Origin of the sequence: Synechocystis sp. PCC 7509 (genome assembly GCF_000332075.2) — a bacterium.
Lineage (GTDB): Bacteria > Cyanobacteriota > Cyanobacteriia > Cyanobacteriales > Chroococcidiopsidaceae > Aliterella.
On record NZ_KI966369.1, the window covers coordinates 54350 to 80929 of the forward strand.

General features: G+C 44.3%; 23 protein-coding genes and 2 pseudogenes. 9 read left to right on the forward strand and 16 right to left on the reverse strand.

The genetic code is table 11. The features are described from left to right. Positions 1–153 precede the first annotated feature (153 nt). A complete protein-coding gene (locus SYN7509_RS27045) occupies positions 154–1494 on the reverse strand; it encodes an FAD-binding domain-containing protein (RefSeq protein ID WP_084610798.1) in 1341 nt (446 codons plus the stop codon). Positions 1495–1856: 362 nt separating this feature from the next. On the opposite strand from SYN7509_RS27045, the gene SYN7509_RS0223135 reads away from it, so the two are divergent. Both SYN7509_RS0223135 and SYN7509_RS0223140 read left to right on the forward strand, forming a co-directional pair. After that, entirely contained in the window at positions 1857–2567 is a 711-nt protein-coding gene (locus SYN7509_RS0223135) for an IS6 family transposase (protein WP_028954484.1), read from the forward strand. Positions 2568–2624: 57 nt separating this feature from the next. Further along, a pseudogene (locus SYN7509_RS0223140) lies at positions 2625–2915 on the forward strand (DDE-type integrase/transposase/recombinase); the annotation flags it as partial. 410 nt (positions 2916–3325) lie between these two features. Here SYN7509_RS0223140 and SYN7509_RS0223145 read toward each other — a convergent pair. The 4 genes from SYN7509_RS0223145 to SYN7509_RS27050 form a co-directional block, all read right to left on the reverse strand. After that, positions 3326–5014 carry a DNA repair helicase XPB gene (locus tag SYN7509_RS0223145; RefSeq protein ID WP_009629995.1) on the reverse strand — a complete coding sequence of 563 codons (1689 nt, stop codon included), beginning with the start codon at positions 5012–5014 and terminating at the stop codon, positions 3326–3328. A gap of 11 nt (positions 5015–5025) precedes the next feature. Beyond that, the gene (locus SYN7509_RS0223150; RefSeq protein ID WP_009629994.1) at positions 5026–6894 is read right to left on the reverse strand and encodes a helicase-associated domain-containing protein; all 1869 of its coding nucleotides are present in this window, start codon (positions 6892–6894) and stop codon (positions 5026–5028) included. Positions 6895–7001: 107 nt separating this feature from the next. Then, complete coding sequence (locus SYN7509_RS0223155) at positions 7002–7634, reverse strand: Uma2 family endonuclease (RefSeq protein ID WP_009629993.1); 633 nt, start codon at positions 7632–7634, stop codon at positions 7002–7004. A gap of 183 nt (positions 7635–7817) precedes the next feature. Further along, positions 7818–8336 carry a tyrosine-type recombinase/integrase gene (locus SYN7509_RS27050; RefSeq protein ID WP_051482684.1) on the reverse strand — a complete coding sequence of 173 codons (519 nt, stop codon included), beginning with the start codon at positions 8334–8336 and terminating at the stop codon, positions 7818–7820. A gap of 14 nt (positions 8337–8350) precedes the next feature. Between SYN7509_RS27050 and SYN7509_RS0223165 the strand changes: the two genes are divergently transcribed. From SYN7509_RS0223165 to SYN7509_RS0223175, 3 genes are all read left to right on the forward strand, one after another. Further along, positions 8351–9061 carry an IS6 family transposase gene (locus SYN7509_RS0223165; protein ID WP_028954484.1) on the forward strand — a complete coding sequence of 237 codons (711 nt, stop codon included), beginning with the start codon at positions 8351–8353 and terminating at the stop codon, positions 9059–9061. Between the two features lie 90 nt (positions 9062–9151). Continuing rightward, the gene (locus SYN7509_RS27055; RefSeq protein ID WP_009629947.1) at positions 9152–12790 is read left to right on the forward strand and encodes a strawberry notch family protein; all 3639 of its coding nucleotides are present in this window, start codon (positions 9152–9154) and stop codon (positions 12788–12790) included. Between the two features lie 33 nt (positions 12791–12823). Beyond that, entirely contained in the window at positions 12824–13534 is a 711-nt protein-coding gene (locus SYN7509_RS0223175; protein WP_028954484.1) for an IS6 family transposase, read from the forward strand. Between the two features lie 171 nt (positions 13535–13705). Here the strand turns inward: SYN7509_RS0223175 and SYN7509_RS29950 are convergent, their stop codons facing one another. The 9 genes from SYN7509_RS29950 to SYN7509_RS0223205 all read right to left on the reverse strand — a co-directional run bounded on the left by SYN7509_RS29950 (position 13706) and on the right by SYN7509_RS0223205 (position 18579). Continuing rightward, complete coding sequence (locus SYN7509_RS29950; protein ID WP_158506194.1) at positions 13706–14047, reverse strand: helix-turn-helix domain-containing protein; 342 nt, start codon at positions 14045–14047, stop codon at positions 13706–13708. After that, positions 14022–14192, reverse strand: a complete 171-nt coding sequence (locus tag SYN7509_RS30340) for a helix-turn-helix domain-containing protein (protein ID WP_158506195.1) — start codon at positions 14190–14192, stop codon at positions 14022–14024. Before SYN7509_RS30340 ends, SYN7509_RS29950 begins: the two co-directional genes overlap by 26 nt. Before the next feature lie 48 nt (positions 14193–14240). After that, on the reverse strand, positions 14241–14384 hold the full coding sequence (locus SYN7509_RS31855; protein WP_084610823.1) for a hypothetical protein: 144 nt from the start codon (positions 14382–14384) through the stop codon (positions 14241–14243). Positions 14385–14398: 14 nt separating this feature from the next. Continuing rightward, positions 14399–14650, reverse strand: coding sequence for a hypothetical protein (locus SYN7509_RS29430; protein WP_148298180.1), 252 nt, complete (start codon positions 14648–14650; stop codon positions 14399–14401). Between the two features lie 13 nt (positions 14651–14663). Continuing rightward, positions 14664–15023: a hypothetical protein gene (locus tag SYN7509_RS0223190; RefSeq protein WP_028954554.1), complete on the reverse strand. Its 360-nt coding sequence runs from the start codon at positions 15021–15023 to the stop codon at positions 14664–14666. A gap of 566 nt (positions 15024–15589) precedes the next feature. After that, positions 15590–15895, reverse strand: a complete 306-nt coding sequence (locus SYN7509_RS27070; RefSeq protein WP_038022423.1) for a Dabb family protein — start codon at positions 15893–15895, stop codon at positions 15590–15592. Positions 15896–16117: 222 nt separating this feature from the next. Then, positions 16118–16522: a hypothetical protein gene (locus SYN7509_RS0223200; protein WP_227501590.1), complete on the reverse strand. Its 405-nt coding sequence runs from the start codon at positions 16520–16522 to the stop codon at positions 16118–16120. 50 nt (positions 16523–16572) lie between these two features. Next, entirely contained in the window at positions 16573–16926 is a 354-nt protein-coding gene (locus SYN7509_RS29955; protein WP_148298181.1) for a hypothetical protein, read from the reverse strand. Between the two features lie 147 nt (positions 16927–17073). Then, positions 17074–18579, reverse strand: coding sequence for an alkaline phosphatase PhoX (locus SYN7509_RS0223205; protein ID WP_009630688.1), 1506 nt, complete (start codon positions 18577–18579; stop codon positions 17074–17076). Between the two features lie 897 nt (positions 18580–19476). Between SYN7509_RS0223205 and SYN7509_RS27075 the strand changes: the two genes are divergently transcribed. Beyond that, complete coding sequence (locus SYN7509_RS27075) at positions 19477–22062, forward strand: bifunctional diguanylate cyclase/phosphodiesterase (protein ID WP_009630689.1); 2586 nt, start codon at positions 19477–19479, stop codon at positions 22060–22062. Positions 22063–22087: 25 nt separating this feature from the next. Here the strand turns inward: SYN7509_RS27075 and SYN7509_RS27080 are convergent. Beyond that, positions 22088–22288 (reverse strand): annotated as a pseudogene (locus tag SYN7509_RS27080) (hypothetical protein); the annotation flags it as partial. A gap of 95 nt (positions 22289–22383) precedes the next feature. Between SYN7509_RS27080 and SYN7509_RS0223220 the strand changes: the two are divergent. Further along, entirely contained in the window at positions 22384–24123 is a 1740-nt protein-coding gene (locus tag SYN7509_RS0223220) for an ISL3 family transposase (protein WP_009630690.1), read from the forward strand. 32 nt (positions 24124–24155) lie between these two features. Next, a complete protein-coding gene (locus tag SYN7509_RS0223225; RefSeq protein ID WP_009630691.1) occupies positions 24156–24701 on the forward strand; it encodes an Lrp/AsnC family transcriptional regulator in 546 nt (181 codons plus the stop codon). A 648-nt stretch (positions 24702–25349) separates the two neighbouring features. On the opposite strand, the gene SYN7509_RS0223230 is transcribed toward SYN7509_RS0223225, so the two are convergent. Then, entirely contained in the window at positions 25350–25712 is a 363-nt protein-coding gene (locus SYN7509_RS0223230) for a winged helix-turn-helix transcriptional regulator (protein WP_009630692.1), read from the reverse strand. A 119-nt stretch (positions 25713–25831) separates the two neighbouring features. Here SYN7509_RS0223230 and SYN7509_RS0223235 point away from each other — a divergent pair, with 119 nt between their 5' ends. Beyond that, the gene (locus SYN7509_RS0223235) at positions 25832–26566 is read left to right on the forward strand and encodes a glucose 1-dehydrogenase (protein WP_009630693.1); all 735 of its coding nucleotides are present in this window, start codon (positions 25832–25834) and stop codon (positions 26564–26566) included. Positions 26567–26580 lie beyond the last annotated feature (14 nt).

Below are 26580 nucleotides of genomic sequence, written 5' to 3' on the forward strand. Positions count from 1 at the left end.
AATTATTCTAATATTTCTTTAAGCAACGAATTATCCCTGGGGCTTACACCTACATCGACCTTGAAGTTCAACCTCTAGTGACAGTAATCTGCTGTCGGGTTGGGTAGCTTATGTACGGGCTGTTTACCGCGATTTAGCTACCAGCGAATCGCACTAAGGGCTTTCGTTCAGATATGCCCCATCGAGGATCTCTGACAAATTATAACCGCGCAGTTCCTCAACCCAGTGATAAATAAACTTCAGATCGCCATCTTTCTCCTCTAAATTCTTATTAGGGTTGTAGATGCGGAATGTATCAGACAACGGATTAGTTACTCCTGCTTGCATCTGCCACTGCCAATTGTCTATGCCCAGATTCCCGTCAATCAGTTGCTGCATATAATGTTCAGCCCCGTGATGCCATGAGATGCCGCCGTTGATACATAGGAAAGTAGCGCACATTGCCCTCATCCGAAAATTCATCCACCCCATTGTTTTGAGTTGCCGCATCGACGCATCTACTAAAGGAAAGCCTGTTTGCCCTTCTTTCCAGGCAGCAAATAACTCTTGCTTCTCCTCACTTAATTCGGCAGGTGAGTAATACTCATCGAACTCTGGGTAACGGTTGGTATCTACTAACTCTGGGTGGAAGTACAACCGTTGAGTAAAACTATCGTGCCAGCGCAGGCGATCGCGGAATGCCTTAAGCGAAAACTGGGCTTTGGGATTATTGGCTAATTCGGCAGCTTTAGCTTTGGTACTTTGGTAAACCTGGCGAACAGAAATAGTACCAAAAGTCAGATGCGGTGATAGGTGGGACGTAGCACCTTGCTGAGTCAACCAAGGGCGCGAGATTTTCCAATGATATCCGTGAAAGCGAGAATTTAAGAACGAGTTTAAGGTAGCGATCGCCTGTGTTTCGCCGCCACTAAAATAAGTGTTCTCTGTTTCCCAGAATTGGTTATACTTTTGCTTCAATTGATCGAAGGTAAGCTGCGGCAGATCGATTTGTAGTGCTGGCGTGTTGATTTGTTCTGGCGTTGGATGCAACGGCTGCCGCAGGTAGGTGTAGTATTCTTCCATCCATTCATCGCGGCGGTTTTCATCAGTTTGCAGAAAGTTGTTTAGTCCCTGGTGGTATTCAAGGCTGTGTTCGCGGTAGAAATTTATGATTTGGCGATCGCGCTCAATCCCGTACTGCACTTGTACGTCACGGTTGAAAAATAGTTTAGGGCGATCGCCTTGTTGGATCAGTTGGCAGGTAAGCTCTTGAATTACATTGAGGCTATTACCTTCAAACAAATAAAGTTGACTACCCCGCTCTCTAAGGTTTCTATCTAAGTCTTCCAACGACTCGAACAAGAATTTGACTCTGGCTTTGCCTACCTCAGCTTGCTCGTAGAACCAGGGGTCTATAATGAAGCAGGGCAAAACTTCAGCGTTATCGGCAGTAGATAGAGCGGCAATCTCGTTGTCACTCAACCGTAAATCCCGTCTAAGCCAGAGTATGTGCATTCGTGATTTGTACTATTTTTGTACTATTACCTCTTTATTATCCTGGTTTTTTGCAGGTGATGCTGAAGGCAATTCGCTTTGCGATCAGCGTTCATTAACGATCAAACAATTTGCTTAATTGAGTCAAGATGGGATTACTATCCCAAGCTACATTCAAATTTTATGTTTCGAGTCGCTACCAAAGGATTTTCGCAGGAGTTTAAAAGATGGACAGATGCGGTAAATACTGCCAATTCTCTCAAACCTAAGTGCAAAAGCTGGTTGGAAGATATCAGAGTTTTTGATAATGAGAATTTGGTTGTGTTGCAAAAAATGGTAGGCTGAAATAATTCCGCTAGAGAAAATCATTGTACCGGCCTCTAATGAATTCTAAATCCCCCTTCAAGTGGCGGCATTATCAGTCAGAAATCATCCTACGTTGTGTTCGGTGGTATCTAAGCTATCCGCTTTCCTATCGCCAAGTAACAGAGATGGTGAACGAGCGGGGATTAGATATACATCACAGCACCGTCTTCCGTTGGGTGCAAGAATATAGTCCAGAAATGGACAAACGAGTCAGACCGTATCTAAAGCTTACTAATGACTCATGGCGGGTAGATGAAACCTATATTTTGGTCAAAGGCAAGCAGAAGTATTTATACCGAGCAGTCGATTCGGCAGGGAACACCTTAGACTTCCTCCTCACAGCGAAGCGGGATGCGAAAGCGGCGAAACGGTTTTTGCGTAAGACATTGAAAGCAATTCACACTTCCGTACCAAGAGTCATCACTGTGGATAAGAACCCTGCTTATCCAAAAGCGATTAACGTACTCAAAGCTGCCAATAAGTTACCCGAAGTAGTGAAATTACGACAGATTAAATATCTCAATAATATTGTGGAGCAAGACCATCGGGGGATAAAACGATTAGTCAAACCAGGAATGGGATTTGGCTCCTTCAACACTGCAAGAAGAACCATTCGGGGATATGAAACTCTGAACATGGTTAGAAAAGGACAAGTTATTGGTGTTCCCAGGGGAGCCATCAAAGAGCGACTTGTCTTTATCTATCAAATCTTTGGGGTAGTTGCATAATTTCAACTCCTGCCACAGGGGTTTTCTGTCTTCACTAAGTTTTTGCAACACAACCCTCCTGCTTACCCAAAAGCGATATCTTTACTCAAAGCCGCTAAAAAGCTCTCCAAAATTGTAAAGTTACGACAGATTAAGTATCTTAATAACATTGTGGAGCAAGACCATCGAGCCATTAAACGATTAGTCAAACCTGGAATGGGATTTTGCTCCTTCAACACTGCAAAAAGAACCCTTCGGGGATATGAAATTATGAACATGGTCAGAAAAGGACAAGTCATTAGTGTTCCTAGGGGAGCAATCAAAGAGCGGATTCTCTTCACTCATCAGATTTTTGGACTATCTGCGTAATCGAAACTCCTGAAATAGGGGTTTTCTATCCTCACTAAGTTTTTGCGACACAACCACTATTCCTATCATCCCAAGAAGCCTTCTTTAGCTCTGGAATACAAGGGGTTTGCTTCACTTCCTCCTGCTATTTTCTAGCATCGAACTCACGTTTTCTTAAGATTATTCGCTGTGCCGCAACAAAAATAGTTTGTACCCCTTGCTCGATTAAACTTATGCTTCTATCTCTCGATAATCTTGGTTGCTAATATTGTTGAGATACTTGCAATGCCTGTATTTTTACTTCTTTGGACAACTTTTTTCTGCTTTAAGTGTGTTAATCGCTTTGGGATAAACAAGGTTCTTATCCTGCAATATTCAATGTATTTTTTACTTATGCTTTCAGCAACGCCGTAATTTGAATATTCATCAGCTTACGATGAAATTACTTCATCATCAACAATTTCAATCCGGTAATTGTATCCTTGCTCTACTAAAAAAAGTTGGCGATGGCGAGCAAAATCTTCCTCACAGGTGCGAAGCGATACTAAAGTATAAAAATGAGCGCTGTGACCATCGGTTTTAGGACGGAGAACTCGCCCTAATCTTTGTGCCTCTTCCTGACGAGAGCCGTATTTACCTGAAACTTGAATTAAAACATCTGCATCAGGCAGATCCAGAGCAAAGTTACCAACTCTTGACAAGATTAATCCAGTTATAGCTCCGCAGCGAAATTGTTCGTACAGGCGATCGCGCTCTGACTGTGGCGTTTTTCCCGTCACCACAGGTAATTTTGTTTTTTGGGCAATCTGCTTGAGTTGCTCCAAATATTCGCCAATGATTAGGATGCGATGTCCTGCTTCTTTTTGTAGCAACGATTGCACGACTTCATATTTGCGGGGATTTTCTGCAGCAATCCGAAACTGATGACGTTTGTCTGCTAAGGCATATTCCATCTGGCGATCGGGAGCTTGCGGTACGCGAATTTCAACACATTCGGCGGGGGCAATAAAGCCCTGTACTTCCAGTTCGCGCCAGGGAACATCGTAGCGTTTGGGACCAATTAGCGCGAAAACATCGCCTTCCTTGCCATCTTCTCGAATCAGCGTGGCGGTTAAACCCAAACGTCTCCGAGCTTGCAGTTCGGCAGTAATGCGGAAAATAGGTGCGGGCAATAAGTGAACTTCATCGTAGATAATTAATCCCCACGAGCGCGCGCTGAACAACTGAAAATGGGGAAATTCACCATCTTTATTAGAGCGATAGCTGAGAATTTGGTAAGTTGCCAGTGTCACGGGTGCTGTTTGTTTTGATTCTCCACTATATTCGGCGATCGCATCCTCTGGCAATGTAGTTTTATCGAGCAATTCCCGTCGCCACTGGCGCACCGAAGTGAGGCTACTGGTAAGAACAAGAGTATTTGACTGCACCGTAGTCATTGCTGCCAATCCCACCATTGTTTTTCCGGCTCCACAGGGTAGGACAATCACGCCGCTACCACCCTGGGCGCGTCCTGCTTGGTAGAATGCGGCGACAGCTTCTTTTTGATAGTGGCGGAGGTCAAAAGCAGATCCAGATTGGCTAATCGAGCGTAGTTCAATAGCCAGCGCCTCTCCTTCCACATATCCAGCTAAATCTTCCGCCGGATACCCTGCTGCCAGCAACGCCTGTTTCAGTACCCCACGATTGGCAGCATTGACTTGAAAAACTAAATCTGAACAGCGAGTATCCAAAAACTTTGAGATTGTCTGATTCCGGCGGAGCAATTCTGCTAAAGGTAAATCTGCCATTTTTAGCAGCAAATGCCCATCACCTCTCTCAATCACGGTTAACCCATAGCGGCTACCCAATGATGTAATTTCTTGAGCTACTGCCTCCGGCATTGAATACTTGGCGTGCGATCGCAGGGCAGCAATCATTTCGGAAACGGGCATTCCCGCCGCCCGTGCGTTCCAGACGCTTAACGGTGAAATTTGGTAGGTGTGAATGTGTTCCGGGCTTTTAATGAGTTCGGCAAAAGGAGAAATTGCATCACGGGCAGCATCTGCACGCGGCGAATGAACTTCTAGAAGAACAGTGCGATCGCTTTGGATAATTAGAGCATTTTCAACAATGTAAGACATAATGGCTCAACTCAAACAGGAAGGCTGTAACCCAATTTTTTTAAAGCATTATGAAATTTGGCTGCTGTTGCGGCAGGTACAACCAAGTAGCAAGCTTGTCCAATAGCAACTTCTTTCGGTACGTCAGCGAGGAAGCAATAGGCTTTGGTGCGAGAATCATTGGCAATCAAGTTAGCAAGGGCGGTGTCTGTACAGCGAATTAATCGCGCGGAACCCAAATCTTGCAAACTGGTAATGCGTGTTTTTAAGTCGGCAAGAAATTGTGTTACAGGTTGTGGTAGTGCTTCGCTGCTATTCATACGCAAGAATTTTTGCAGTTCATCCACACTCCGTCCCTGAGAAATCGCCTCCAGCAATTTTCCCTGCTCTAGCTGCCACACCACATCAGAAACTGGTTGCAGAAAACTATCAAGGAGTAAGCGATCGGCACGACTCAGGGGTTGCACTGCTACCACTTCTAGGTTAGGCAAAATTCGCAGCACTTGTTTTGGTGGCAAGGTTGCAGGGGTATAAAAGTCACTCAAGCCCAAGCAATATGCGCCCAATGGAGTTAACCGAAAATACGTCAATCCGTCATAGCGACTCAAACATCCACTGTAGTAGTAATCCAGACTTACATCTTTTTGAAAGTTGAATACGCCATCATCAGGATGAATATACGCTACATCCACTAATCCTAAAGTAGAGACATATTCAAATAAAAAACACAGGATGTATCGTGCCTCTAAAATTAGGAAACTGGAATCATATAGTGAACCGTACCCTTCTAGTGTCAAGCTCTCAGGATTACGGCTAACTTCAAACTCATAACCTGCGGCAATTATGTAGCGAAAGAAATCAGTTACCTCAATCCAGCGACCAACCGGACAATCTTTGAGAGCGTCAACAATTTTACTCCGCCGTCCGGTAGCCGCCGTTAAACTCCGTTTTCCTTTGCCTGTTTGTCCTTTGATACTATCAACTCGTCTTAGTTCGTCGAGTAAGGTATTTTTTAACCAGCTTTTCCAGAGGGTTTGTAATACCTTTTCCCTTGGCTCATTTAATGCCTTTTGTCCTGCTTTCGTCAACCCCAGTCGTTTAGCACTAAGTTCTACCAGTTTGCCTGCCTGTAACAGCATTACCCAAGCAAAAGGTTTGATAAATCCGATCTCGTAATTATACTGCCGACCTCCTGGTGATTGAGTTGCCGTCCAATCACTATAATAATCTCCCATTTCTAGCACTTCGGCGATCGCGCTCAGAGTTACACCAGTGGGATAAAACGTCTTGTCACTGATGGTGACTTTGCCTAAATCTACCAGCCGCAGGATAGTCTGCAAGTCCCGCCCTGCTAATGACTCTGTTTCGCGTAGGTGTAGTGGTAGTTCAAAGGAGCGGGATTCCCGTTGGCGATTGCTGTAGCCGTAGTTTTTCTCGGTACGAGAGAGAGTGTTTGGCAAACTTTCCACACTTTGAATGCGTGTTGGTTCGGGAATTGGTACAAACGCCTTAAGTCGTGCTTTCAAATCTTGAGGCATTGTGAAACTGTAAAAAAACCAGCCCAAAATGGAGGGCTTATAGTTGTAAGAGTAGTGTCCACCTGTATCCCAAAGGGGTTCTTGACCGTACTTACTAATAAATCGTGCTGGCTGATAGCGATCGTCTGCTGAATGCACCACTTCGGAAATTACTGCTTGCTGGAGGCGATCACACTGTTTCCAAAGGTTTTGCAGCGCTTCACCTTGCATTTGTTGCCAGACATGATTTATCAGTTCAGCTTTACGCGAGGGAATGTTGCTCGTAGCCTGCAAGCTTGCCAGCGCCTTCAATTGCTCAACCGTTTGGTGGTTAAGTGCCTCTAGTACCGTGGGAATGCGATCAGGTTGATTGTAGTAGGGCATGAATCGCTGATTTTGATGAACTGATTATTCTTTTTACTAGAATACTGTTTCTATTGCAAAAACTTTGTGAGCATTGAAAACACCTGTTATCCTATCGAAATGCCATCTTATTTTTTAATCTGACTTCTTACCCAACTGCGAAAGACTTTTACCAACTCAAGATAATCCATTGTTTTTGCTTGTTGTAAAAACCCGGCAATTTCTGAAATCGGTATACTTGGAAAAAACTGACTCGTTTGAGATTTACAGTAAGCTCCATTTTGTAATTGCTCAACCATTAACAACTCTCCGTTGTAAACCCAGATTTCTGCTACACCTAAATCTGCATAAACCTGGAGGCGATTTGGAGAACTGCTGGTAATGTCAATTTCAATTACTAAATCGGGTCCCGGATCGACGGTAAGATCCAATCGCTTCTTACCTCGAACTAAGGCGATATTACGGAAATAAAAACATTCATCAGGTTCCGCACCGCTTAATTCGGGTCTTTGAAAGGTCGTTGAACCTAAAGGATGAATTTGAATATTTAATTCTTCTGCCAAGGTTTCTACAAATCGACCCATGACCGTTTTACTTAATTCATGTTCTGGAGAGGGAGACATAATTTCTAGAGTACCGCGATTATAAGTAAGCCTAAAATGGCGATCGCCTAGTTCTGACCGCAGAGTTTCATAAGTCTGCCAACTTATCCCCGAAAGATGGATTATTTCTGTAGGTAGCGTGAGCAATGTTGCAGTCATGGTTTAACCTAAAACCTAAGTCTTTATTATGAATCACAAGGTGATCGCGCAAGCGCTGGTGCGAAATCTTGCAGCAGCAAACTCGCCGCCAATCGCCAATACCACTTCCCCCCTCTGTTATACCTTACTCTAGTCAAGGGATCAGCACGATCGCAGAGCTTCTTTACCTTCGATTGGATGCTCTCACGATTCTAAATATAAACTAGAGCTATCGGTTGGTCGCGCATGAAGGTAACGCCCAGTCGTAGCAATATTAGCATGACCCAGCGTTTCTTTGACCAAGTGAACCGGAGCGCCGCGATCCATTGCGTGACTTGCATGAGCATGACGCAGCCAGTGCGGCGATACAGTGTCAGCTACAACCTCCTCTAACCCTGGCACTCTTTTCGCCGCCGCTTTGACAATGCGGTTGACCTGCATCTCCTTCAAATGCCCCTTTTTCTTACGGCTAGTAAACACTGGTTCACCAATTGCCGCATCACCCCGCATTGATTGCAATTCTTGCCAAAGTGAAGCAGGCAGCTTAATTGCCCGCGTTTTACCGCCTTTCCCGTAGACCAACACCTGTCCCCCGACATCCCTTGGTTGCAACGATAACCACTGCAACTGCGTCACTTCTGATACCCTTAGCCCTGCAACATACAGTAGCTGGTTGTGTTGCAAAAAATGGTAGGCTGAAATAATTCCGCTAGAGAAAATCATTGTACCGGCCTCTAATGAATTCTAAATCCCCCTTCAAGTGGCGGCATTATCAGTCAGAAATCATCCTACGTTGTGTTCGGTGGTATCTAAGCTATCCGCTTTCCTATCGCCAAGTAACAGAGATGGTGAACGAGCGGGGATTAGATATACATCACAGCACCGTCTTCCGTTGGGTGCAAGAATATAGTCCAGAAATGGACAAACGAGTCAGACCGTATCTAAAGCTTACTAATGACTCATGGCGGGTAGATGAAACCTATATTTTGGTCAAAGGCAAGCAGAAGTATTTATACCGAGCAGTCGATTCGGCAGGGAACACCTTAGACTTCCTCCTCACAGCGAAGCGGGATGCGAAAGCGGCGAAACGGTTTTTGCGTAAGACATTGAAAGCAATTCACACTTCCGTACCAAGAGTCATCACTGTGGATAAGAACCCTGCTTATCCAAAAGCGATTAACGTACTCAAAGCTGCCAATAAGTTACCCGAAGTAGTGAAATTACGACAGATTAAATATCTCAATAATATTGTGGAGCAAGACCATCGGGGGATAAAACGATTAGTCAAACCAGGAATGGGATTTGGCTCCTTCAACACTGCAAGAAGAACCATTCGGGGATATGAAACTCTGAACATGGTTAGAAAAGGACAAGTTATTGGTGTTCCCAGGGGAGCCATCAAAGAGCGACTTGTCTTTATCTATCAAATCTTTGGGGTAGTTGCATAATTTCAACTCCTGCCACAGGGGTTTTCTGTCTTCACTAAGTTTTTGCAACACAACCCTTTTGCGACATTAAAGCACGTTAAATCAGCTTTAATGCGATTGTCTCCCGGTGGTCGATTGGTGGCAATTACTGCCAACTGGTTTAGTCCCAACAATCAACACTGGCAAGATTTGTTTACTAATCATCTAGAAAAATATGGCACGGTAGGATTTTCTTGCGGGATTCAAGGGAACGTTTGGCATAAGCATGGCGTTGGGATTGAAACTAGGATTACGGTAATCGACCGGATTCCTACTACTGATACACAAGTTATTATTGACGAATGTTTAGAATTGCCTCAATTACTAGAGGAAATTTCCAAGCTACCACCTAGAACTGTAGAAGTTGCAAAACAAGTTTTAGCACCAGCTAAGGTTTTGTCTGCAACGCCAAGTACATTAGAGCGCTCCGTACAGCTAACTTTTGCTAAAGCAACAGCAGTTATTGGGTCAGAGCTAATTCCCGCAGATTTTGGAGAAATTATCGACCTAGAGTACGAAGTAATTGACTGGGATAGAAACACTTCGTCGTTAAGTTCGGGGATTTATGAAGCCTACGAGCCGCAAACCATCCGTATTCCAGGGACGAGTTCTCATATTACGCCCTTGGTGCAATCGGCGGCAATGGCTTCGGTAACTCCCCCAAAACCTGCCTACCGCCCCAAGTTGCCTCGAAAACTAATCACCGAAGGCATCCTTTCTGATGCTCAGTTAGAGTCTATTATCTACGCGGGTAATGCTCACGAGCAATTTCTCTCTCACTGGTACAAAGTTGACGAGTCTTTGGATCGGGTAGAGCGCTCTTTGGAGGGAGAATCTGGGGCTATTCAATTTCGCCAAGGGTATTTTATTGGCGATGGTACAGGAGTTGGTAAAGGTCGCCAATGCTGCGGTATTTTGCTAGATCGATGGCTGCGCGGTCAAAAGAAAGCACTTTGGTTTTCTAAATCAAGTAAGTTAATTGAAGACGCAAGGCGCGACTGGTCTGCGTTAGGGGGCAGCGAACATGACATTATTCCTTTGTCCAAGTTTAATCAAGGTGAAGCAATAAATTTAACTCAAGGGATTATTTTTAGTACCTACGCAACTCTCCGAACTGAAGCAAAGCAAGGTAAGATTTCACGAGTCGAGCAGCTTGTAAATTGGTTGGGCAAAGATTTTGCAGGACTAATAATATTTGACGAATCCCACGCAATGGCCAACGCCCTTACCGAAAAAGGCGGTCGCGGTGATACGAAAGCCTCAATGCAAGGTGTCTGTGGTTTAAGACTCCAAAAAGCTTTACCCCAGGCACGAGTGCTTTATCTAAGCGCAACAGGTGCTACGGCACTTGCCAACTTAGGTTATTTAGATAGGCTGGGTTTGTGGGGTGGGGGAGATACCGCGTTTAAGAACCGCGAAGATTTTATTAGCAGTGTGGCAACTGGTGGAGTTGCCGCCCTCGAAGTCGTCGCTCGTGACCTTAAAGCTTTGGGACTGTATACTGCCCGGAGCCTTTCTTATGATGGAGTCGAGTACGAGGTATTGGAGCATCAACTGACCCAAGCCCAAGTTGATATTTATGACCGTTACGCTGAGGCTTATCAAATTATTCACGCCAATATTGAGGCAGCAATGGAAGCCACTAATATTGTTTCCCCTGTCGGTAAAACTCGAAATTCTAACGCCAAATCAGCCGCTTATTCTGCCTTCGAGTCTACTAAGCAACGATTCTTTAACCACCTGCTAATTTCAATGAAATGCCCAACTCTGATTAAAGCTATTGAGCAAGATTTGGAAGCTGGTCACGCTGTAGTTATTCAGCTTGTTTCTACCGACGAAGCGCTATTAGACCGAAGACTTGCCGAAATTCCCACGTCTCAGTACAACGACATTCAAGTGGATGTTACGCCTAGAGAATACCTGTTCGACTACCTGATGAAAGCTTTTCCGGTAGTGCTGCATCGAGTTTGGACAGACGGAGAAGGGGTAGAGCATTCCGAGCCTGCTACTGACGGCGATGGCAACCCAGTCTTCTGCGTTGAGGCGATCGCGCAAAGAGACGAATTGATTGAGTCTTTAGCTTTATTGCCGCCAATTCCATCGGCTTTAGACCAAATTGTGCAGCACTTTGGTTACGAACAAGTAGCAGAATGTACTGGGCGAAGCAAGCGGATCGTCAGGGAAATTACAAGTAATAGCGACAAACTTGTAGTTCAAAAGCGTAGCGCTAACGCAAATTTAGCAGAAGCTCAAGCGTTTCAAAACGACCAAAAGCAAATTCTAATTTTCTCCCAGGCTGGCGGTACAGGTCGCTCTTACCACGCTGATAAGAGTGCCAAAAACCAGAGGGTAAGAAGACATTACTTGCTGGAATCTGGTTGGAGAGCGGACGAGGCTATCCAAGGGCTGGGACGTACTAACCGGAGTAATCAAAAGCAACCTCCGGTATTTGTGGTCGTCTCTACAGATGTTAAGGGCGAAAAGCGTTTTACTTCTACGATTTCTCGGCGGTTGGACTCTCTTGGAGCTTTAACTAAAGGTCAGAGGCAAACTGGAGGTCAAGGTTTATTTAAGGAGGAAGATAACCTAGAGAGCGATTATGCGAAGGCTTCTTTGCGCCAATTGTACACTGCTATCTTTCACGGTCAAATTGAGGGCTTTAGTTTAGGAAAATTCTTGGCTGTAACAGGTTTAAAGCTAGTAACGGAGGAAAACACTCTCAAGGAAGATTTACCCCCAATCACCCAATTTCTCAATCGCTGTCTGGCAATGCCGATTGCCGACCAAAAGCGCCTCTTTGAGGAATTAGAGTCACGGATTGAGTCTAGAATCGAACAAGCGATTAGCGCTGGAGTTTACGAGGTTGGAATTGAAACGTTGCGTTCAGAAGGTTTTCGCGTTCTTGAACGTACTGTAGTTTACCAGCATCCTCGTACTCTTGCTTTAAGTCACGCCGTCAAAATTGAGCAAAAACAAAAGGCAAAAATTACTTCCCTCGATGCTGCTTTAGCAACAGCTAAGTTACAGGATGGTCAATTTTATATCAACGCAAAATCTGGGGCGGTTGCAGTAATATCGTCCACTAATAGCTTAATAAATGATGACGGCAGTTTTGTTCCCCGCGTCAATTTACTGCGCCCTTTGGGAAATAAAAAGCTATGCGTTGAAGATTTTGAGAATTCTGAATGGAATGTTGCTTCTCTTGAGGAATTCACTTGTACTTGGAATCAAGAAATCCAAGATATGCCTGAGTTTACTTACAGCACTTTCTACTTAATCACGGGACTACTACTGCCCATTTGGAAAAAGCTCGATCCTACTCTTATGCGGGTGTATCGACTACAAACCGATGATGGTGAACAACTGCTTGGACGAGTTCTCAATACCGCTAGTATGTCTAGGATTGCCTCTCAATTTGGAATAAAGTGTTCGATGAGCGATCAGGAGATTTATCAATCACTTATCGAACATAAGCAAAAAGTTAATTTAACAGAGAATCTAACTTTAGTTAATAGTCTAGTTGCGGGGGAACATCGAATTGAAATAATTGGTTTTCAAGGAAAAAGCGAACTTGACTTCCTTAAGTCTCTAGGAGCTTTTGGCGAAATTATCCAGTGGAAGGCAAGGGCTTTTATTCCAACCAAAACTGAAGTTGCCTTAGAAGTTATCAAGAAAATTGGTTGTGTTGCAAAAAATGGTAGGCTGAAATAATTCCGCTAGAGAAAATCATTGTACCGGCCTCTAATGAATTCTAAATCCCCCTTCAAGTGGCGGCATTATCAGTCAGAAATCATCCTACGTTGTGTTCGGTGGTATCTAAGCTATCCGCTTTCCTATCGCCAAGTAACAGAGATGGTGAACGAGCGGGGATTAGATATACATCACAGCACCGTCTTCCGTTGGGTGCAAGAATATAGTCCAGAAATGGACAAACGAGTCAGACCGTATCTAAAGCTTACTAATGACTCATGGCGGGTAGATGAAACCTATATTTTGGTCAAAGGCAAGCAGAAGTATTTATACCGAGCAGTCGATTCGGCAGGGAACACCTTAGACTTCCTCCTCACAGCGAAGCGGGATGCGAAAGCGGCGAAACGGTTTTTGCGTAAGACATTGAAAGCAATTCACACTTCCGTACCAAGAGTCATCACTGTGGATAAGAACCCTGCTTATCCAAAAGCGATTAACGTACTCAAAGCTGCCAATAAGTTACCCGAAGTAGTGAAATTACGACAGATTAAATATCTCAATAATATTGTGGAGCAAGACCATCGGGGGATAAAACGATTAGTCAAACCAGGAATGGGATTTGGCTCCTTCAACACTGCAAGAAGAACCATTCGGGGATATGAAACTCTGAACATGGTTAGAAAAGGACAAGTTATTGGTGTTCCCAGGGGAGCCATCAAAGAGCGACTTGTCTTTATCTATCAAATCTTTGGGGTAGTTGCATAATTTCAACTCCTGCCACAGGGGTTTTCTGTCTTCACTAAGTTTTTGCAACACAACCTTTCTGTTCTCCCTTGCGGCTATAACTGTAACTGACAGGACTCCAGAGGCAACAACCGGACTCATCAAGGTACATCAGTTCAACACCGCCTAATTGTTCTACTTGTTTAAGCGCATCTAACTGAGCTTGTTTGAGTAGTTTGAACTCAAGATTTTGTTTGGCTCGATGACTGTGCCGTGTGCGTTTCCACTTGAAGCCCTTTTTTGCAACAAATGTCGCAAGCGGTCAGGACTTAATTTTACCTGTCTCTCCTGGGATAACTTGTGCGCTAGTTGGAGACTGTTATATGTGCGCCCTTCTTTCTCCAAACACTGCTCTAAGTATTGTAAGTCTGTTTCTGACCATTTACGCTTTGCTCCGCGCCCTGGCGCTTCCCACAAACCACTTAACCCATCTGCTTGCCAGCGCCGAATTGTGGCTCTTACGGTATGCTCATGACACTTCTTTAATTTCTGCAATTGCAGGCGTATTCCACCCCTGCGCGTTTAGGCGCAACATATGGGCGCGATCTCTTGTCCTCTGTGGCACACTGGTGGCTACTCGCAATTCCAATAGTGTACGGTCTTCTTCCTCTGTCAAAACTATCCGGATGGGAGCAGGCATTAGGAAAATTGCCTCAGTACAGAAAACACATCCCTTTTATCTTACATTTTATTGCAGCCGCCTACTTACTACCGTTTCTAGCTGACAATCATCGGAGACTAATCTTTTTTTTCCTGGTAATCTTAGTTCGGGTGCTTGAATTAAAATATCTTCAACTTTTTTGACAATTCGATAAGCTGTAGACTCATTAATTCCCCAAGTTGCTCCTAAATGAAAAAAAGTTCTGTATTCTCGTAAAGTCTTCCGGGGGGATACTCCCCCCGGAGAGCTTTACGCAAGTATTCCAAAGTCATTAATACTTGGTCTTCTACTTTTAATTTTGATGGTCTTCCTGTTATCTTGCGTGAGCAATATACTTTTTTAACTATTTCTACCATTTGATTAAATGTCTGATAATGCACTCCAGATAATCGCTTGAATTCTTCAGCTTTAAGCTTTTTTACCTGTTTGTAAGTCATTATTGTCTCTATCTCATCTTTTTTTCCCAATTCTAACACCTACTTTTGCAAGAGGTCTAATATCTTTCTGCTCATTTCCTGCGGAAAACGAGCCATTTTCAAAGAAGTAATAGCGCAACTTCGTTCCGTTAGCCCACTTCTTCTCAACCATTTGAATCAGCCGAACCCTTTCTGGGGACAAACTCGGAGCAAATACTCGCGGCTTTACTTGTGGTAAAGAGCAGTTCTGCTGTGTCTCGTTACCGTAACGTCCTTCACCAACTCCAATACTAGCGACTCCAAGTTTAGCTTCAAGCCGCTCAATTCGGTTTAACAACTGCTCAAGTTGAACAGTTGTTAATTTTGAAATCTCAGCTATGACAATTTCCTCCAAACCAAAAAGATTTGAGGTAGTATTTAGTTCAATTTAGGAACTTACTAACTCGCATTGTTATATGTACTCTTCAGTGCTTAATAAAGCCATTTCCAAATTGTTTAACAAGGCTTAATAAATCTATTTTAGAATTCTTTAATTCTTCACAGCATTGTGTTTTATCTGCCACAGGACTGTAATACTCAAGTGCTTAACTATTGATATGAGCAAAGACAATGTTTGCTCCTTACACCCGATTCAACATCATGCCCTTCTCAACGCTATGCCGCGTAGGAGGGTATTTTATTGACTCAGTTGCTAACTACGGTGCTTTGCTTCAAGCCTTACTGTTTATCAGGGGTATGAGTATCATTCGTGCAGAAAACCGGGCTAAGAGAAGTTACAGGGGTAATACAAATGTTTTTAAAAGCTGAAACCCTTATTTTATCGTTGAGTAGTGACTCGACATCGGCATTAGCCAATGCTCTTGGTTATCACGATAATCCTTACCTAATAAGGCTTTTAAGCTTAACTCGGTTTTTGGTTCCGATAATACTCATGCCCCTATCTAACGGTTCTATCCAGGTTCACTCAGCAACAAAATCAAATGCAACAGCGTCTTCGAGAATAGCAAACAAGGCGTTTTTAACAAGTTCGTGCTTGGGATGCGGTAGATAGAAATCGCGTGCTGCTGCGCTTTCAAAGGTTGTGAGAAAGCCATGCGTAAAGCCTTTGTTAAATCCTTCAGGACTGGAATAAGCACCGCTAGAACAGTAATCAATTCCAGGAATAGAATGCTTTAATTCCTCAACTGCTTGCAGAACTTCAGCGATCGTCGTATCATTCAAATCTTGCTTAAATTTGAGCAGCACCATGTGATGAACTTGAGGCATAATGATTAGGCTCCAAAACTATTAATGTGCAAACAGCACTACTAAAGATTGCAATTCTGTTCAATCAAATATATCAGCTTTAATAAAGCCATCAGGGATACCAAGTGAAGAAGTTCGGAACTTTTTCAGGACAAAGGTAGCAAGTTGTAAAAGCTCAGGTAGTGCATTGAGGGCGATCGCAATCAATTGGTCAGTAAAGCTTTTGCACTACTGCTGACGAGCTTATACGGAATCATCTACCCATCCACAACTAGGGCAATCAAAGTGAACGATGTGAAAATTAGCTTGTGGGAAATGGTACTTGCAAGCAGGACAAACGCCAGTAAATAATGGGTGATTGTCTAGAAGCCACAATTGCTCCTCTCTTGTTCGTTGCTTAGGTTGAAGGATTAACTCGCCATTGTAGTAAGTAGCCCCTTCTGGCTGCCACTGTTCCTCATCAGAATCTAGGCTGAAAGGATTGCTAAATGGCTCGTCACTATTTTCTGGCTGTTGGGGTTGCAATCCTAGAAAGTCTTGGAAGCGCTTGTTCTCTGAGTCGGGGTCGGGTCGAAAGTCTGGGCAGAAATCGCTATCTTGTCCGTAAGGGTGGACAGCGCAGACCAATGATGGGTCGTGGGCGCACATGAGGCAGATTTCGCAATCGGGAATTTTGGGCATAAGAAAAAACGTTTTGACTACTGCTCAACAATATTAATCCGACCTGGTTGTTCGCAGTCCGTATCGTAAAGCTTGACGGCAACACCATTACGAACGACGACACAAAGTATTTTTGGCGGTGGAAATAGCTTTAAATACCATATCGGGAAGGTAGTAAGGGGAATTAATATTGCCTGGGCGTTCACGCAAGTGTCCGCTCTGCGGAATCGCAAATCGTTTGAAATTGAAACGTTGTTTTTCCATGCTCTTAGATTACCCAGATCGAAAGGTAAAAGCGCCACTGTCATCCCTAGAAAACACAAGCCCAGCAGACCTTCTCGCAGTTCCCAACTAACGCGGCTTGATAGTAAAAGCAAAGGAGGGCAAACCAAGGCAAATAGAGGTAAGGTTGCTAAATAATTAAAAGGTTAATCAAAAATTTAATGGTTCGCAACTGAAACCATCCAGCCTTGATGTCAAGCTGGACGGCAGAGGAACTCCAGGTAGTTCTTGGAGTTCCTGATTAAGCGATCGCTACTTTAGCTGCGTTTTCTATTCCAGGGGCCCCAAATAGCAAAGGTAATACCGGGGGTCTGGATATTGACAAAAAGTGTTCTGCCATCCGGTGAGAAGCAAGCACCAGCAAATTCATTACCGACAAATGCTTCCTTTGCTGGGTCGTTAGTTACTCCAGCAAAAAGAACATTCTTAGCAAATTGATAAAGTTCGCCCTGTGGGTTAACACCAACAAGATATTGGAAATCGTCGCTGCTATCTTCGCAAAGCAACAGGTCGCCGAAAGGAGTAACCGTCACGTTATCAGGTTCATCTAGCAATTCGCCACTAGAAGCGGCTTCAACTAAAAGGGTCAAGGTTTCATTTGAAGGGTTGTAAGCCCAAACTTGTCCGTTACCGCGACCATTAGTGCTACCGGAGGCTGGAGGCCCAGCTTGAGTCGCCACAAAATAAACTAACCCATTGCCGTACCAAGCTCCCTCACCCCGAAAGAAAATAGCTGCACCTTTTAACTGCGCTTGATAGCGGACTCCAACTTCACCTGCGGTAATATTGCCAAGTCTATTTTCTGATACTGGGTCGGGATTATCGATGGCAACCCACTCCACAGGCATTGGTACTCCAGGCTGGATAGCTCCGAGTTGACCGCCTTGAGTTGGGTTGTTAGTTGTATTTACAGGCACGCTTGAGCCTCTAATCTTTAGAGCATAAAGATTACCGCCTTCAGTTAACTGTCCGGGGGAAGTTGGTCTACCTACTGCTGGGACAAATCTATAAAAACAGCTATCACCACGATCTTCGGTTTCGTAAATGTATCCAGTATTGGGGTCTACTGCTACAGCCTCGTGGCTGAAACGTCCCATCGCTGTGAGCGGAACTGGAGTTACTAATCCTGTATTGGGGTCGGCAATAACCTCAAAATTGTAGCCGTGCTTAACTGTATTGCCATTGCTAGTAGTGGTAGAGAAGGTTTCTTCGCAACTAATCCAAGTACCCCAGGGTGTTAGTCCCCCTGCACAGTTCGTCCTCGTTCCTGCTAAAGAGGCAAAATGCTTGATGACTTCGCGGTTAGGTCCGAGCATCAGAGTTGTCGTTCCACCCAAGGCGGAACTTGAATATCTTGGCGAACCAGAAACCGGATAGTTATAATTGGGAGGCAAGGAAGTGCTTAGTTCATGGTTGCGAACTAGGATTGTCGTATTGCCTGGGCCGGGAAATGCTGCCATGCCGTCGTGACCTGCGGGGACAAGAGTGCCATCACTCATTGGTTGACCAACAATTGAGATAGCGCGGTAGTTAAAACCTGGGGGAAGCGCCAGTAAGGCTTCTTTACTTAAGTCGCCAACAACGGTGTTCGCTAGTTCGGCAGCATTGACAGGAAGCTTAGGCTCTAATGAACCAAAACCAATACCTGTTGCAACTTGACCTTGGGCAACCTTGGCATAAAAAGCTTCCAAAGGAGAAACCATTGTTACGCCAGCCGCCGTTGTGCCAGCTAGGGTTAGAAACTTGCGTCGTGAAAACGACATTTTTTTGTGTCTCCTGCTGATTAGGGATGCGATGTTAAACTAATGTCCTAAATCCAGAAAAGTCTGGAGTATTTCGTAGCAAAAAATACTTAAACTAGGCTATCAACCAGTAGTTAATTTTTGATTAAATAAAAGTTAATATTCTGTTTGAAGCGCTATCTACGGTATTGACGAATCAAAAATCGGGAGCATTTCTGATTTAAGTTTTCTTGGCTAAATACCGATTGCTCTCAATTATTTCTCAATCTCTTCTCTTAGCAATTTAAGGATGCTTTGTGGGTGTGGTCAAAAGTGGTTGGTCAGTCAGAATAGTTAATGTTTACAAGAGTTAGGTATTGAAATAAAATCCCATCGTTTTTAGCGCAGCTGACCATTTCCTTAAAGGATGAAAGTCATCTTCTTTCACTGCTTATTGGGCTAAGTGTGTAAGTCCTAGTTTAAGCCAAGCAATACGACGCAATTAACCTAGCTTGAGGAGGGCGCAACAAGAAGTCTTAATGTTGTAACCGAGAGTAAGTAATCTTTTGCGTCAGGTCTCCCAGCACCAATTAGTGTGTAGATTTACGTACAAACTGAAATGACACTCAATATCACTTGAAAATATTGCCGTATTATTCAGTGATTCTACCATAGCCGCTTTTAGAGCCACTAGAGGAAAATATCATTAGTGTAAAGTTGCTGTGAAGCGAAGGATTTGACAGTCAAACTGTTGAACACCAAGAGCTTAATGCAGCAAAGGTCAATTCAGCACAGGTAGGAACAATATTGACAAACGCTCTTCTCAAAACTTGTTCCCAAACTGCAAGCACAATTGTTATCCTGATTGGCTGCGTAGTGATACTGGGGTGGCTATATAATATTCCCTTACTAAAGAGTATTCTTCCAGGATTTGTCGCCATGAGACCAAATACAGCACTGGGATTCATAATGGCAGGTCTATCATTAAAGTTACGATTGCCTACGAAAGAGCGCGGTAGAGGTGTGTATGCTTTCTGGAGAGAATTAATTGGCTTAGGATGCTCGATTTTGGTGTTCCTGCTGGGAGGATTAACGCTTATTGAGTATTTTTTCAGGTGGGACTTGCACATCGACCAATTGTTATTTATCCAAACCACCGCTCCCGATAGTTTTGGTACTATTGCCCCTGGACGGATGGCGTTTAGTACCGCTCTAGGCTTTGTAATATGCGGTTTGTCTTTAATCCTGTTAAAAGTAAAAGGGCAAAAAATTCAGATATTGGCACAAGGGTTGACCCTTGTGCCAGCTTTGCTCGGCTCAATGACATTGATTGGTTATGCCTATGGTGCTACAGCTTTAATCGGGATTGTTTTCCTAGCGACGATGGCTTTGCACACAGCCGTTACCTTTATTATTCTCTCGATTGGCATTGTCCTAACTGCTCCAAACCATACCTTAGTTCGGACAATTTTGGCAGATACGGTGGGAGGAGTGACGGCACGGCGTTTGTTGCCATCTACTATTATTATTCCCTTAGTGCTTGGTTGGTTATGTTTGCAAGGTCAAAAAACTGGACTATTTGGCACAGAATTTGGTGTAGCGCTGCTGGTGCTGTCTAACATTATTACCTTTGCTGTCTTAGTCTGGTGGAACGCCAGAATATTAAATCAGATGGACAGGAAGCGTAAGCAGGCAGAGTTGACGGTCTTAAAAGCATATGATGATTTAGAAAACCGAGTTAGCGAACGAACTGAAGAACTAGAAGTCGCAAATGTACTTCTGCAAGCAGAGATTATTGAGCGTAGACAGGCGGAGGAAGCTTTGCGACATAGTGAAGAACGGTATCGTTGTTTAACGCTAGCAACTACACAAATTATTTGGACTAACAGTGCGGACGGAAGAATGATTGGAGAGCAGCCTAGCTGGAGTACCTTCACTGGTCAAACCTATGAAAAGTATCAGAATTTTGGCTGGTCAGCAACTATACATCCGGAGGACTTAGAGCATACTCTAGCTAGCTGGAATAAAGCTGTCTCAACTCAAAGCTTATGCGAAATGGAACACCGCGTGTGCCGCCACGACGGAGAATATAGGTATTGTTCTGTCCGTGCGGCACCAGTTCTCAACGCTGATGGTAGTATCCGTGAGTGGGTGGGGGCGCATACTGATATCACAGAGCGGAAGCGAGCGGAAGTTGCTCTGCGGGAGAGCGAGCAGCGTTTAGCTTGGCACAGTCGCCATGACGGGTTGACAGGATTAATAAATCGATGGGAATTTGAGCAGCATTTGGAACAGACCCTCTACAGTGCTAAAACTCATAATCAACAGCATTCACTGTGTTTTCTGGATTTAGATCAGTTCAAGATTGTCAATGACACCTGCGGTCATGCCGCAGGAGATGAACTACTACGTCAAGTTACTGCTTTGCTCCAAAAGCAGGTGCGTGCCACCGATACTCTTGCCCGTTTAGGCGGCGATGAATTTGGTCTATTGCTAAATCTTTGTCCCTTAAGTCAGTCACTGCGTATTGCTAATGCGCTGCGTCAAAGTCTCCAAGAATTTCGGTTTAGTTGGCAAGACAAAACTTTTACGATTGGGGTGAGCATTGGTTTAGTTAGCATTAATGCCGATAGCTTAGACCTATCTAACGTTTTGAGTGCGGCGGACATGGCTTGTTATGCAGCTAAGAATGCTGGGCGTAATCGCGTACACCAATATCAAGCTGACGACCAGGATTTGGCAATTAGGCATGGTCAAATGCAATGGATATCTCGGCTGACTAAAGCTTTGCAGTTTAATTCTTTTTGCCTTTATTACCAACCAATTATCCCCTTGGCTCTAGCCGAGTCCCAAGGGAAGCATTACGAAGTCTTGCTACGTCTCCAGGATGAACCTGGTAAGTTAGTGCCGCCAATGGCGTTTATTCCGGCGGCAGAACGCTATAACTTAATGCATCTCATTGACCGTTGGGTCATCAGTACGTTCTTTGCTAGTCTTGACCAGCACTGTCAGGAAACTGGGTCATCTTGCCTAGAACTGTGCTGTTCTAATATGTACGCCATTAACCTCTCTGGGGCAAGTATCAATGATGAATCTTTCATTGACTTCTTAGAGCAGCAGTTCTCCTTATACTCTGTCCCCCCCCAAGTAATTTGCTTTGAAATTACTGAAACTGTCGCTATTACTAACTTAAGCCAGGCAGGTAAGCTAATTTGCAAACTCAAGCAGCTTGGTTGTCGTTTCGCTTTAGATGACTTTGGTAGTGGTATGTCTTCTTTTGCTTACCTCAAAAATCTACCAGTAGATTATTTGAAAATTGATGGCGAATTTATCAAGGACATTGTTGAAGATCCAATGGATTTAGCACTGACCCAAGCAATCAACCAAGTTGGTCATGCCATGGGAATTCAGACTATTGCGGAGTTTGTTGAAAATGATCATATCTTGAAGAAAATCACCGCCCTTGGCATAGATTATGCCCAAGGCTACGGCATTGCTAAACCACAGCCTCTTCAATTTAACTGATGAACAGTGGCGCAAGCAAAGCAAATCAGATATTTATATAACTCTGACGTATATTCGCCTTCATCGTCCAGAAATCATCCCACCAGCCGTTAGCCCGAATAACTCGCAGCGCTAACATTAGATTAACTGTATTTGGATGCCAGCTAGCTCCTGGAATCTTCAGGCGCTTTTGGGGAATATAGCGATGAGCGCTTTCGACTTCTCCTGAACCAATTGGTAGACCTTGGGCGAGGAATTTTTCATAACTTACAGCATCAGAGAACCGTTGAAGGTACTCTGACAAATTAGCAAGGCGCTTTCTGCCCTGACCCCAATTGTTAAATGTCAACTATCCTGGGTTCTTCCAAGCTTTTGGTGATCTTGCCTCATAATGAAAATATCCGCTTTTTTAGAGTTTTAGAGGTCGTGAAACTCCTCCAACATTTTCTGCCTGACTCTCAAAACCTTCGCCTTGAAGGTTGGCAGCTAAAGGCTTCTGAGCATCACTGGTGGGCAGTGGTCGCCTCGACTCAGACGATGGCTGAATGTCCCGTTTGTAGTCAGTTTAGCCGACGAGTGCATAGCCGTTATCAACGTACCTTAGAAGATTTGTCATTGGTGCAATATCGCCTGACGCTTCAGGTCAAAGTGCGGAAATTCTTCTGCCTCAATTCCGCTTGTCTGCGTCGAATTTTCACCGAGCGGATTCCAGAAGTGGCAGCACCCTGGGCAAGAAAGACGTTGCGTTTGATGCAACAATTGCAGCACATCGGTCTAGCCTTAGGCGGTGCTGCGGGAGCAAAACTTGTGAAGCAACTGGGCTATCAAGTCAGTGGCAGTAACTTGTTGAACTATCTTGCCCAACTTTCCTTGCCTCCAATTGAGGTTCCCAAGCATCTGGGTGTCGATGACTTTGCTTTTCGACGGGGACGACAGTACGGCACGATTCTAGTTGACTTAGAACAGCACCGACCTATTGCCCTGCTTGCAGATCGCAAAGCTGAAACATTAGCTCAGTGGTTGCGGCAACATCCTGGAGTCGAAGTCTTGTCTCGTGACCGCTCTAAGCTCTATCGCAGTGGGATGAACCAAGGCGCACCGAATGCGGTGCAGGTTGCAGACAGATTTTATCTGGTACAGAACCTCACGGAAACCTTGGAAAAGGTGTTCAGACTCTATCCGGCTGAGTTGAAAGCGATTGAACAACAGCATCGCCCAACCACTATCGCCCCAGAAGTTGCAATGGTGCGACCGAAACCCACGGCAACCGCAGCAGAGCAATCCCAATTCCAAGCCAAGCATCAACTACGGATTGACCAACAACAGCAGATCAAACATTTGACTGAACAACGGTGGACACAAGCTGCGATTGCTCAAGCGGTAGGGGTGAGTGAGAAAACTGTGCAGCGCTATGTCAAACTCCCTGACTTTCCTGCGATTCAACCCCGTCGTAAAGCGTTTGGTAAAAGTGTTCTTGACCCTTACAAAGCTCGATTCTTAGGCTGGTGGAACGACGGAATGCGACAGCCTCGATTGCTGATGAGTCTACTGCAACAACAAGGATACGAGGGGAGTCTCCGCACCGTCACCCGCTACATCAGTCAGTTGCGGACGGCTCAAGGTCTGCCTACTAAAGTGGGATGTTCCCTTCAGAGTTCAGTCAAAGTGTGCGATCTGCAATCTCCACCCTTGACCGCTCGACGTGCCAGCTATCTCGTGGTGAAGCGCCAAGAGAATCGAGACCCAGAAGAGCAGGCTCTGATTGAGAAACTCATCGCACAACACCTAGACCTGGAAATAGCAATTGAGTCCGCCGATGAATTCTTATACCTCCTCCGCCAACGACAAGGAGAAGCATTTGATGCTTGGATATGCAAAGTTCTCAAAAGCCCGTTAAAACCCTTTCAAGCGTTTGCAGAAGGGTTACTGGATGACTATGATGCGGTGAAGGCAAGCATGACCCTGAGTATTAGCAATGGTGTAGTGGAGGGATTAAACAACCGCCTCAAATTGCTGAAGCGGCAAATGTATGGACGAGCAGAATTGGCGTTGCTTAACAAGCGTTTTGTCCTAGCTACTTAGGATTGCTCCATCTATCAGTCGTAGTTCGGCTGATGAGGCAAGATCACCAAAAGCTTGGAAGAACCCTATTTAATTGTCGTTTAACAACTGGATACCAAGGGGTTGACGGAGTTCAGCTAAACCTAGACGAGCTTGATATTGAAATTGTTAGATTTTTGCATAAAGATGGACGGATGCCATTTACAGAAATCGCTAAAAAAATTGGTATGTCAGAAGCAACGATTCGCAATCGCGTACAACGATTGACAAATTCTGGCGCAATCACTATTCAGGCGTACTTAAATCCTAACAAGCTGGGATTTCGTAACATTGCGTTAATTACATTAAAGATGGTGGATCTAAATCGGGCGCAGGCGGTCGCCTCTGAGTTAGTCGATCAAGATTCTGTGAGCTATGTTGCCTTCGTAGCAGGTAGTTACGATTTATTTATAGAAGTTACCTACGATACAAACGACGGATTACTCAACTTTCTAGCTGCTTTAAGAGTAAAATCTGGAGTCAGCAATTGCGAAACGGCAATTGTCCTCAAGCTGCTCAAAACTCAATACTCATTCCAGATTAAGTCTGTCAAACCCTAAATACAGGGCGGCAAATTTAAGCTTAAAATTCTGCGCTCGACTGAAACATTTTTATAATAGCCTTTTAAGAGTTTTTGTATTTTTTGTTCATTAAAACATCTAACTTGGATTCATGCAGGGCAAAATCTACGATTTTTCAATCATTGCTAGAATCAGTAGACCTCTTGCGTGAATCATGAAATGAGAGCAAGTTCGCTTGTTGAGGATTGCCGCAATCGATTTAAACCGTAAGCTGAAGCGTTTACGGCGGTTACGGTAGCGTTCAGCTAAAATGCGAAAAATCTTCAGTCATCGATTAACGTACGGGACTAAGCAGGGCTTGAATGTAATTGAAAGCTGCTTGACGGGCTTCAGTTCGAGCAAAGTAAGGACTCAAGTGCTGCTGAAACGATTTCAGTATATTGCTCCACTAGAAAACCGTTTCTAATGCCTGTCCAGTCAGAAATGCTTGGAAGGGGTAATTGCGATTATATCCATACAACGGATATTTTGGAGAGTTCCCTTCAGTCTAAGCTATCTACAACTGTAATACCTTCAGTCTAAGCTATCTACAACTGTAATACCTTCAGTCTAAGCTATCTACAACTGTAATACTATAAATCGGTCTACAGATAAATTTTTCTATTAGGCAATGCCGCTTACGCTTAGTTAAATCATTTCTTTGTGTGCAATGTCTTGCTTATAATCATGGTTTTTTCGGTTCAAATGTGCCTCTCCCCAGTTGCAAAGCACTTGTAAAACAGGCTCCAAAGTTCTGCCGTAGTCGGTAAAGGAATACTCAACTTTGGGCGGTACATCTGAATAAACATGACGATTAACAATCCCATCCGTTACCAGTTCTCTAAGTTGCCCAATCAGCATTTTTTCCGTGATTTCCGGCATCAATCGTTTCAGTTCTCCAAACCGTCTTACTTCATCTTTTAAATGCCACAAAATCAAAATTTTCCATTTTCCACCCAAGATTTTTAACGTTGCTTGCACAAATTGAGTGCCTTCCGTCTGTTCCGACATCTGTGTCACCTTCAAGTCCCTCTTTAGACACTGACAAAAAAGTAAGTAGTTCCAAAATTACCAGTGTAAGTTTACCCTAGAAATTGTTTGCTCCATCTCTACTAAGAGGAATCAATCTGATGGCATCTCTTTCAGGAAAAGTGGCGATTGTTACAGGCTCATCACGTGGTATCGGTCGCGCGATTGCCGAAAAGTTAGGACGTGACGGCGCAAACGTAGTTGTTACCTATGCCGAAAACCAAGCTAAGGCGGAAGAAGTGGTGCAGAAAATCGCTTCCTTTGGATCGAGAGCTTCCGCAGTTAGGGTAGATATGCGAAAGCTAGAAGATGTGAAAAGTCTGTTTGAAAAAGCGACCGCCCAATTTGGCAAAATTGATATCTTGATTAACAATGCCGCCGGAGTCAACGTATTTAAGCCCACTGTAGAAATGACCGAGGACGAATACAATAGTATGTTTGATATCACTCGCGGGGTTTATTTTGCCCTTCAGCAAGCCGCTCATCATCTTGCTGATAACGGACGAATTGTCAGTATCTCCACCAGTGGTACAGCAATGGCAATTCCTGCGGGCGGAGCTTACGCAGCAAGCAAAGCAGCGATCGAGCATTTCAGCACCGCTTTAGCCAAAGAATTAGGCGCAAGGGGAATTACAGTTAATACTGTTTCTCCAGGTGTCACCGAAACCGAGGGCTTGGTACTGGAACCTGAGCAAGTCAATCAAATGATTGCTCAAACTCCATTGGGGCGATTAGGACAACCCGCAGATATTACCGATGCGGTCGCACTGCTAGTTTCTGATCATGCCCGTTGGATTACAGGTCAAAGTATTCGAGCCAACGGTGGTATTGTTTAGAAAATTTCTATACT

Bases quoted from the DNA above. Each gene is read 5' to 3' on its own strand.
- SYN7509_RS27045 (WP_084610798.1), bottom strand. From the start codon at position 1,494: ATGCACATACTCTGGCTTAGACGGGATTTACGGTTGAGTGACAACGAG.
- SYN7509_RS0223135 (WP_028954484.1), top strand. From the start codon at position 1,857: ATGAATTCTAAATCCCCCTTCAAGTGGCGGCATTATCAGTCAGAAATC.
- SYN7509_RS0223145 (WP_009629995.1), bottom strand. From the start codon at position 5,014: ATGTCTTACATTGTTGAAAATGCTCTAATTATCCAAAGCGATCGCACT.
- SYN7509_RS0223150 (WP_009629994.1), bottom strand. From the start codon at position 6,894: ATGCCCTACTACAATCAACCTGATCGCATTCCCACGGTACTAGAGGCA.
- SYN7509_RS0223155 (WP_009629993.1), bottom strand. From the start codon at position 7,634: ATGACTGCAACATTGCTCACGCTACCTACAGAAATAATCCATCTTTCG.
- SYN7509_RS27050 (WP_051482684.1), bottom strand. From the start codon at position 8,336: ATGATTTTCTCTAGCGGAATTATTTCAGCCTACCATTTTTTGCAACAC.
- SYN7509_RS0223165 (WP_028954484.1), top strand. From the start codon at position 8,351: ATGAATTCTAAATCCCCCTTCAAGTGGCGGCATTATCAGTCAGAAATC.
- SYN7509_RS27055 (WP_009629947.1), top strand. From the start codon at position 9,152: ATGCGATTGTCTCCCGGTGGTCGATTGGTGGCAATTACTGCCAACTGG.
- SYN7509_RS0223175 (WP_028954484.1), top strand. From the start codon at position 12,824: ATGAATTCTAAATCCCCCTTCAAGTGGCGGCATTATCAGTCAGAAATC.
- SYN7509_RS30340 (WP_158506195.1), bottom strand. From the start codon at position 14,192: ATGCCTGCTCCCATCCGGATAGTTTTGACAGAGGAAGAAGACCGTACA.
- SYN7509_RS29430 (WP_148298180.1), bottom strand. From the start codon at position 14,650: ATGACTTACAAACAGGTAAAAAAGCTTAAAGCTGAAGAATTCAAGCGA.
- SYN7509_RS27070 (WP_038022423.1), bottom strand. From the start codon at position 15,895: ATGCCTCAAGTTCATCACATGGTGCTGCTCAAATTTAAGCAAGATTTG.
- SYN7509_RS0223200 (WP_227501590.1), bottom strand. From the start codon at position 16,522: ATGTGCGCCCACGACCCATCATTGGTCTGCGCTGTCCACCCTTACGGA.
- SYN7509_RS0223205 (WP_009630688.1), bottom strand. From the start codon at position 18,579: ATGTCGTTTTCACGACGCAAGTTTCTAACCCTAGCTGGCACAACGGCG.
- SYN7509_RS27075 (WP_009630689.1), top strand. From the start codon at position 19,477: ATGAGACCAAATACAGCACTGGGATTCATAATGGCAGGTCTATCATTA.
- SYN7509_RS0223220 (WP_009630690.1), top strand. From the start codon at position 22,384: ATGTCAACTATCCTGGGTTCTTCCAAGCTTTTGGTGATCTTGCCTCAT.
- SYN7509_RS0223225 (WP_009630691.1), top strand. From the start codon at position 24,156: ATGAGGCAAGATCACCAAAAGCTTGGAAGAACCCTATTTAATTGTCGT.
- SYN7509_RS0223230 (WP_009630692.1), bottom strand. From the start codon at position 25,712: ATGTCGGAACAGACGGAAGGCACTCAATTTGTGCAAGCAACGTTAAAA.
- SYN7509_RS0223235 (WP_009630693.1), top strand. From the start codon at position 25,832: ATGGCATCTCTTTCAGGAAAAGTGGCGATTGTTACAGGCTCATCACGT.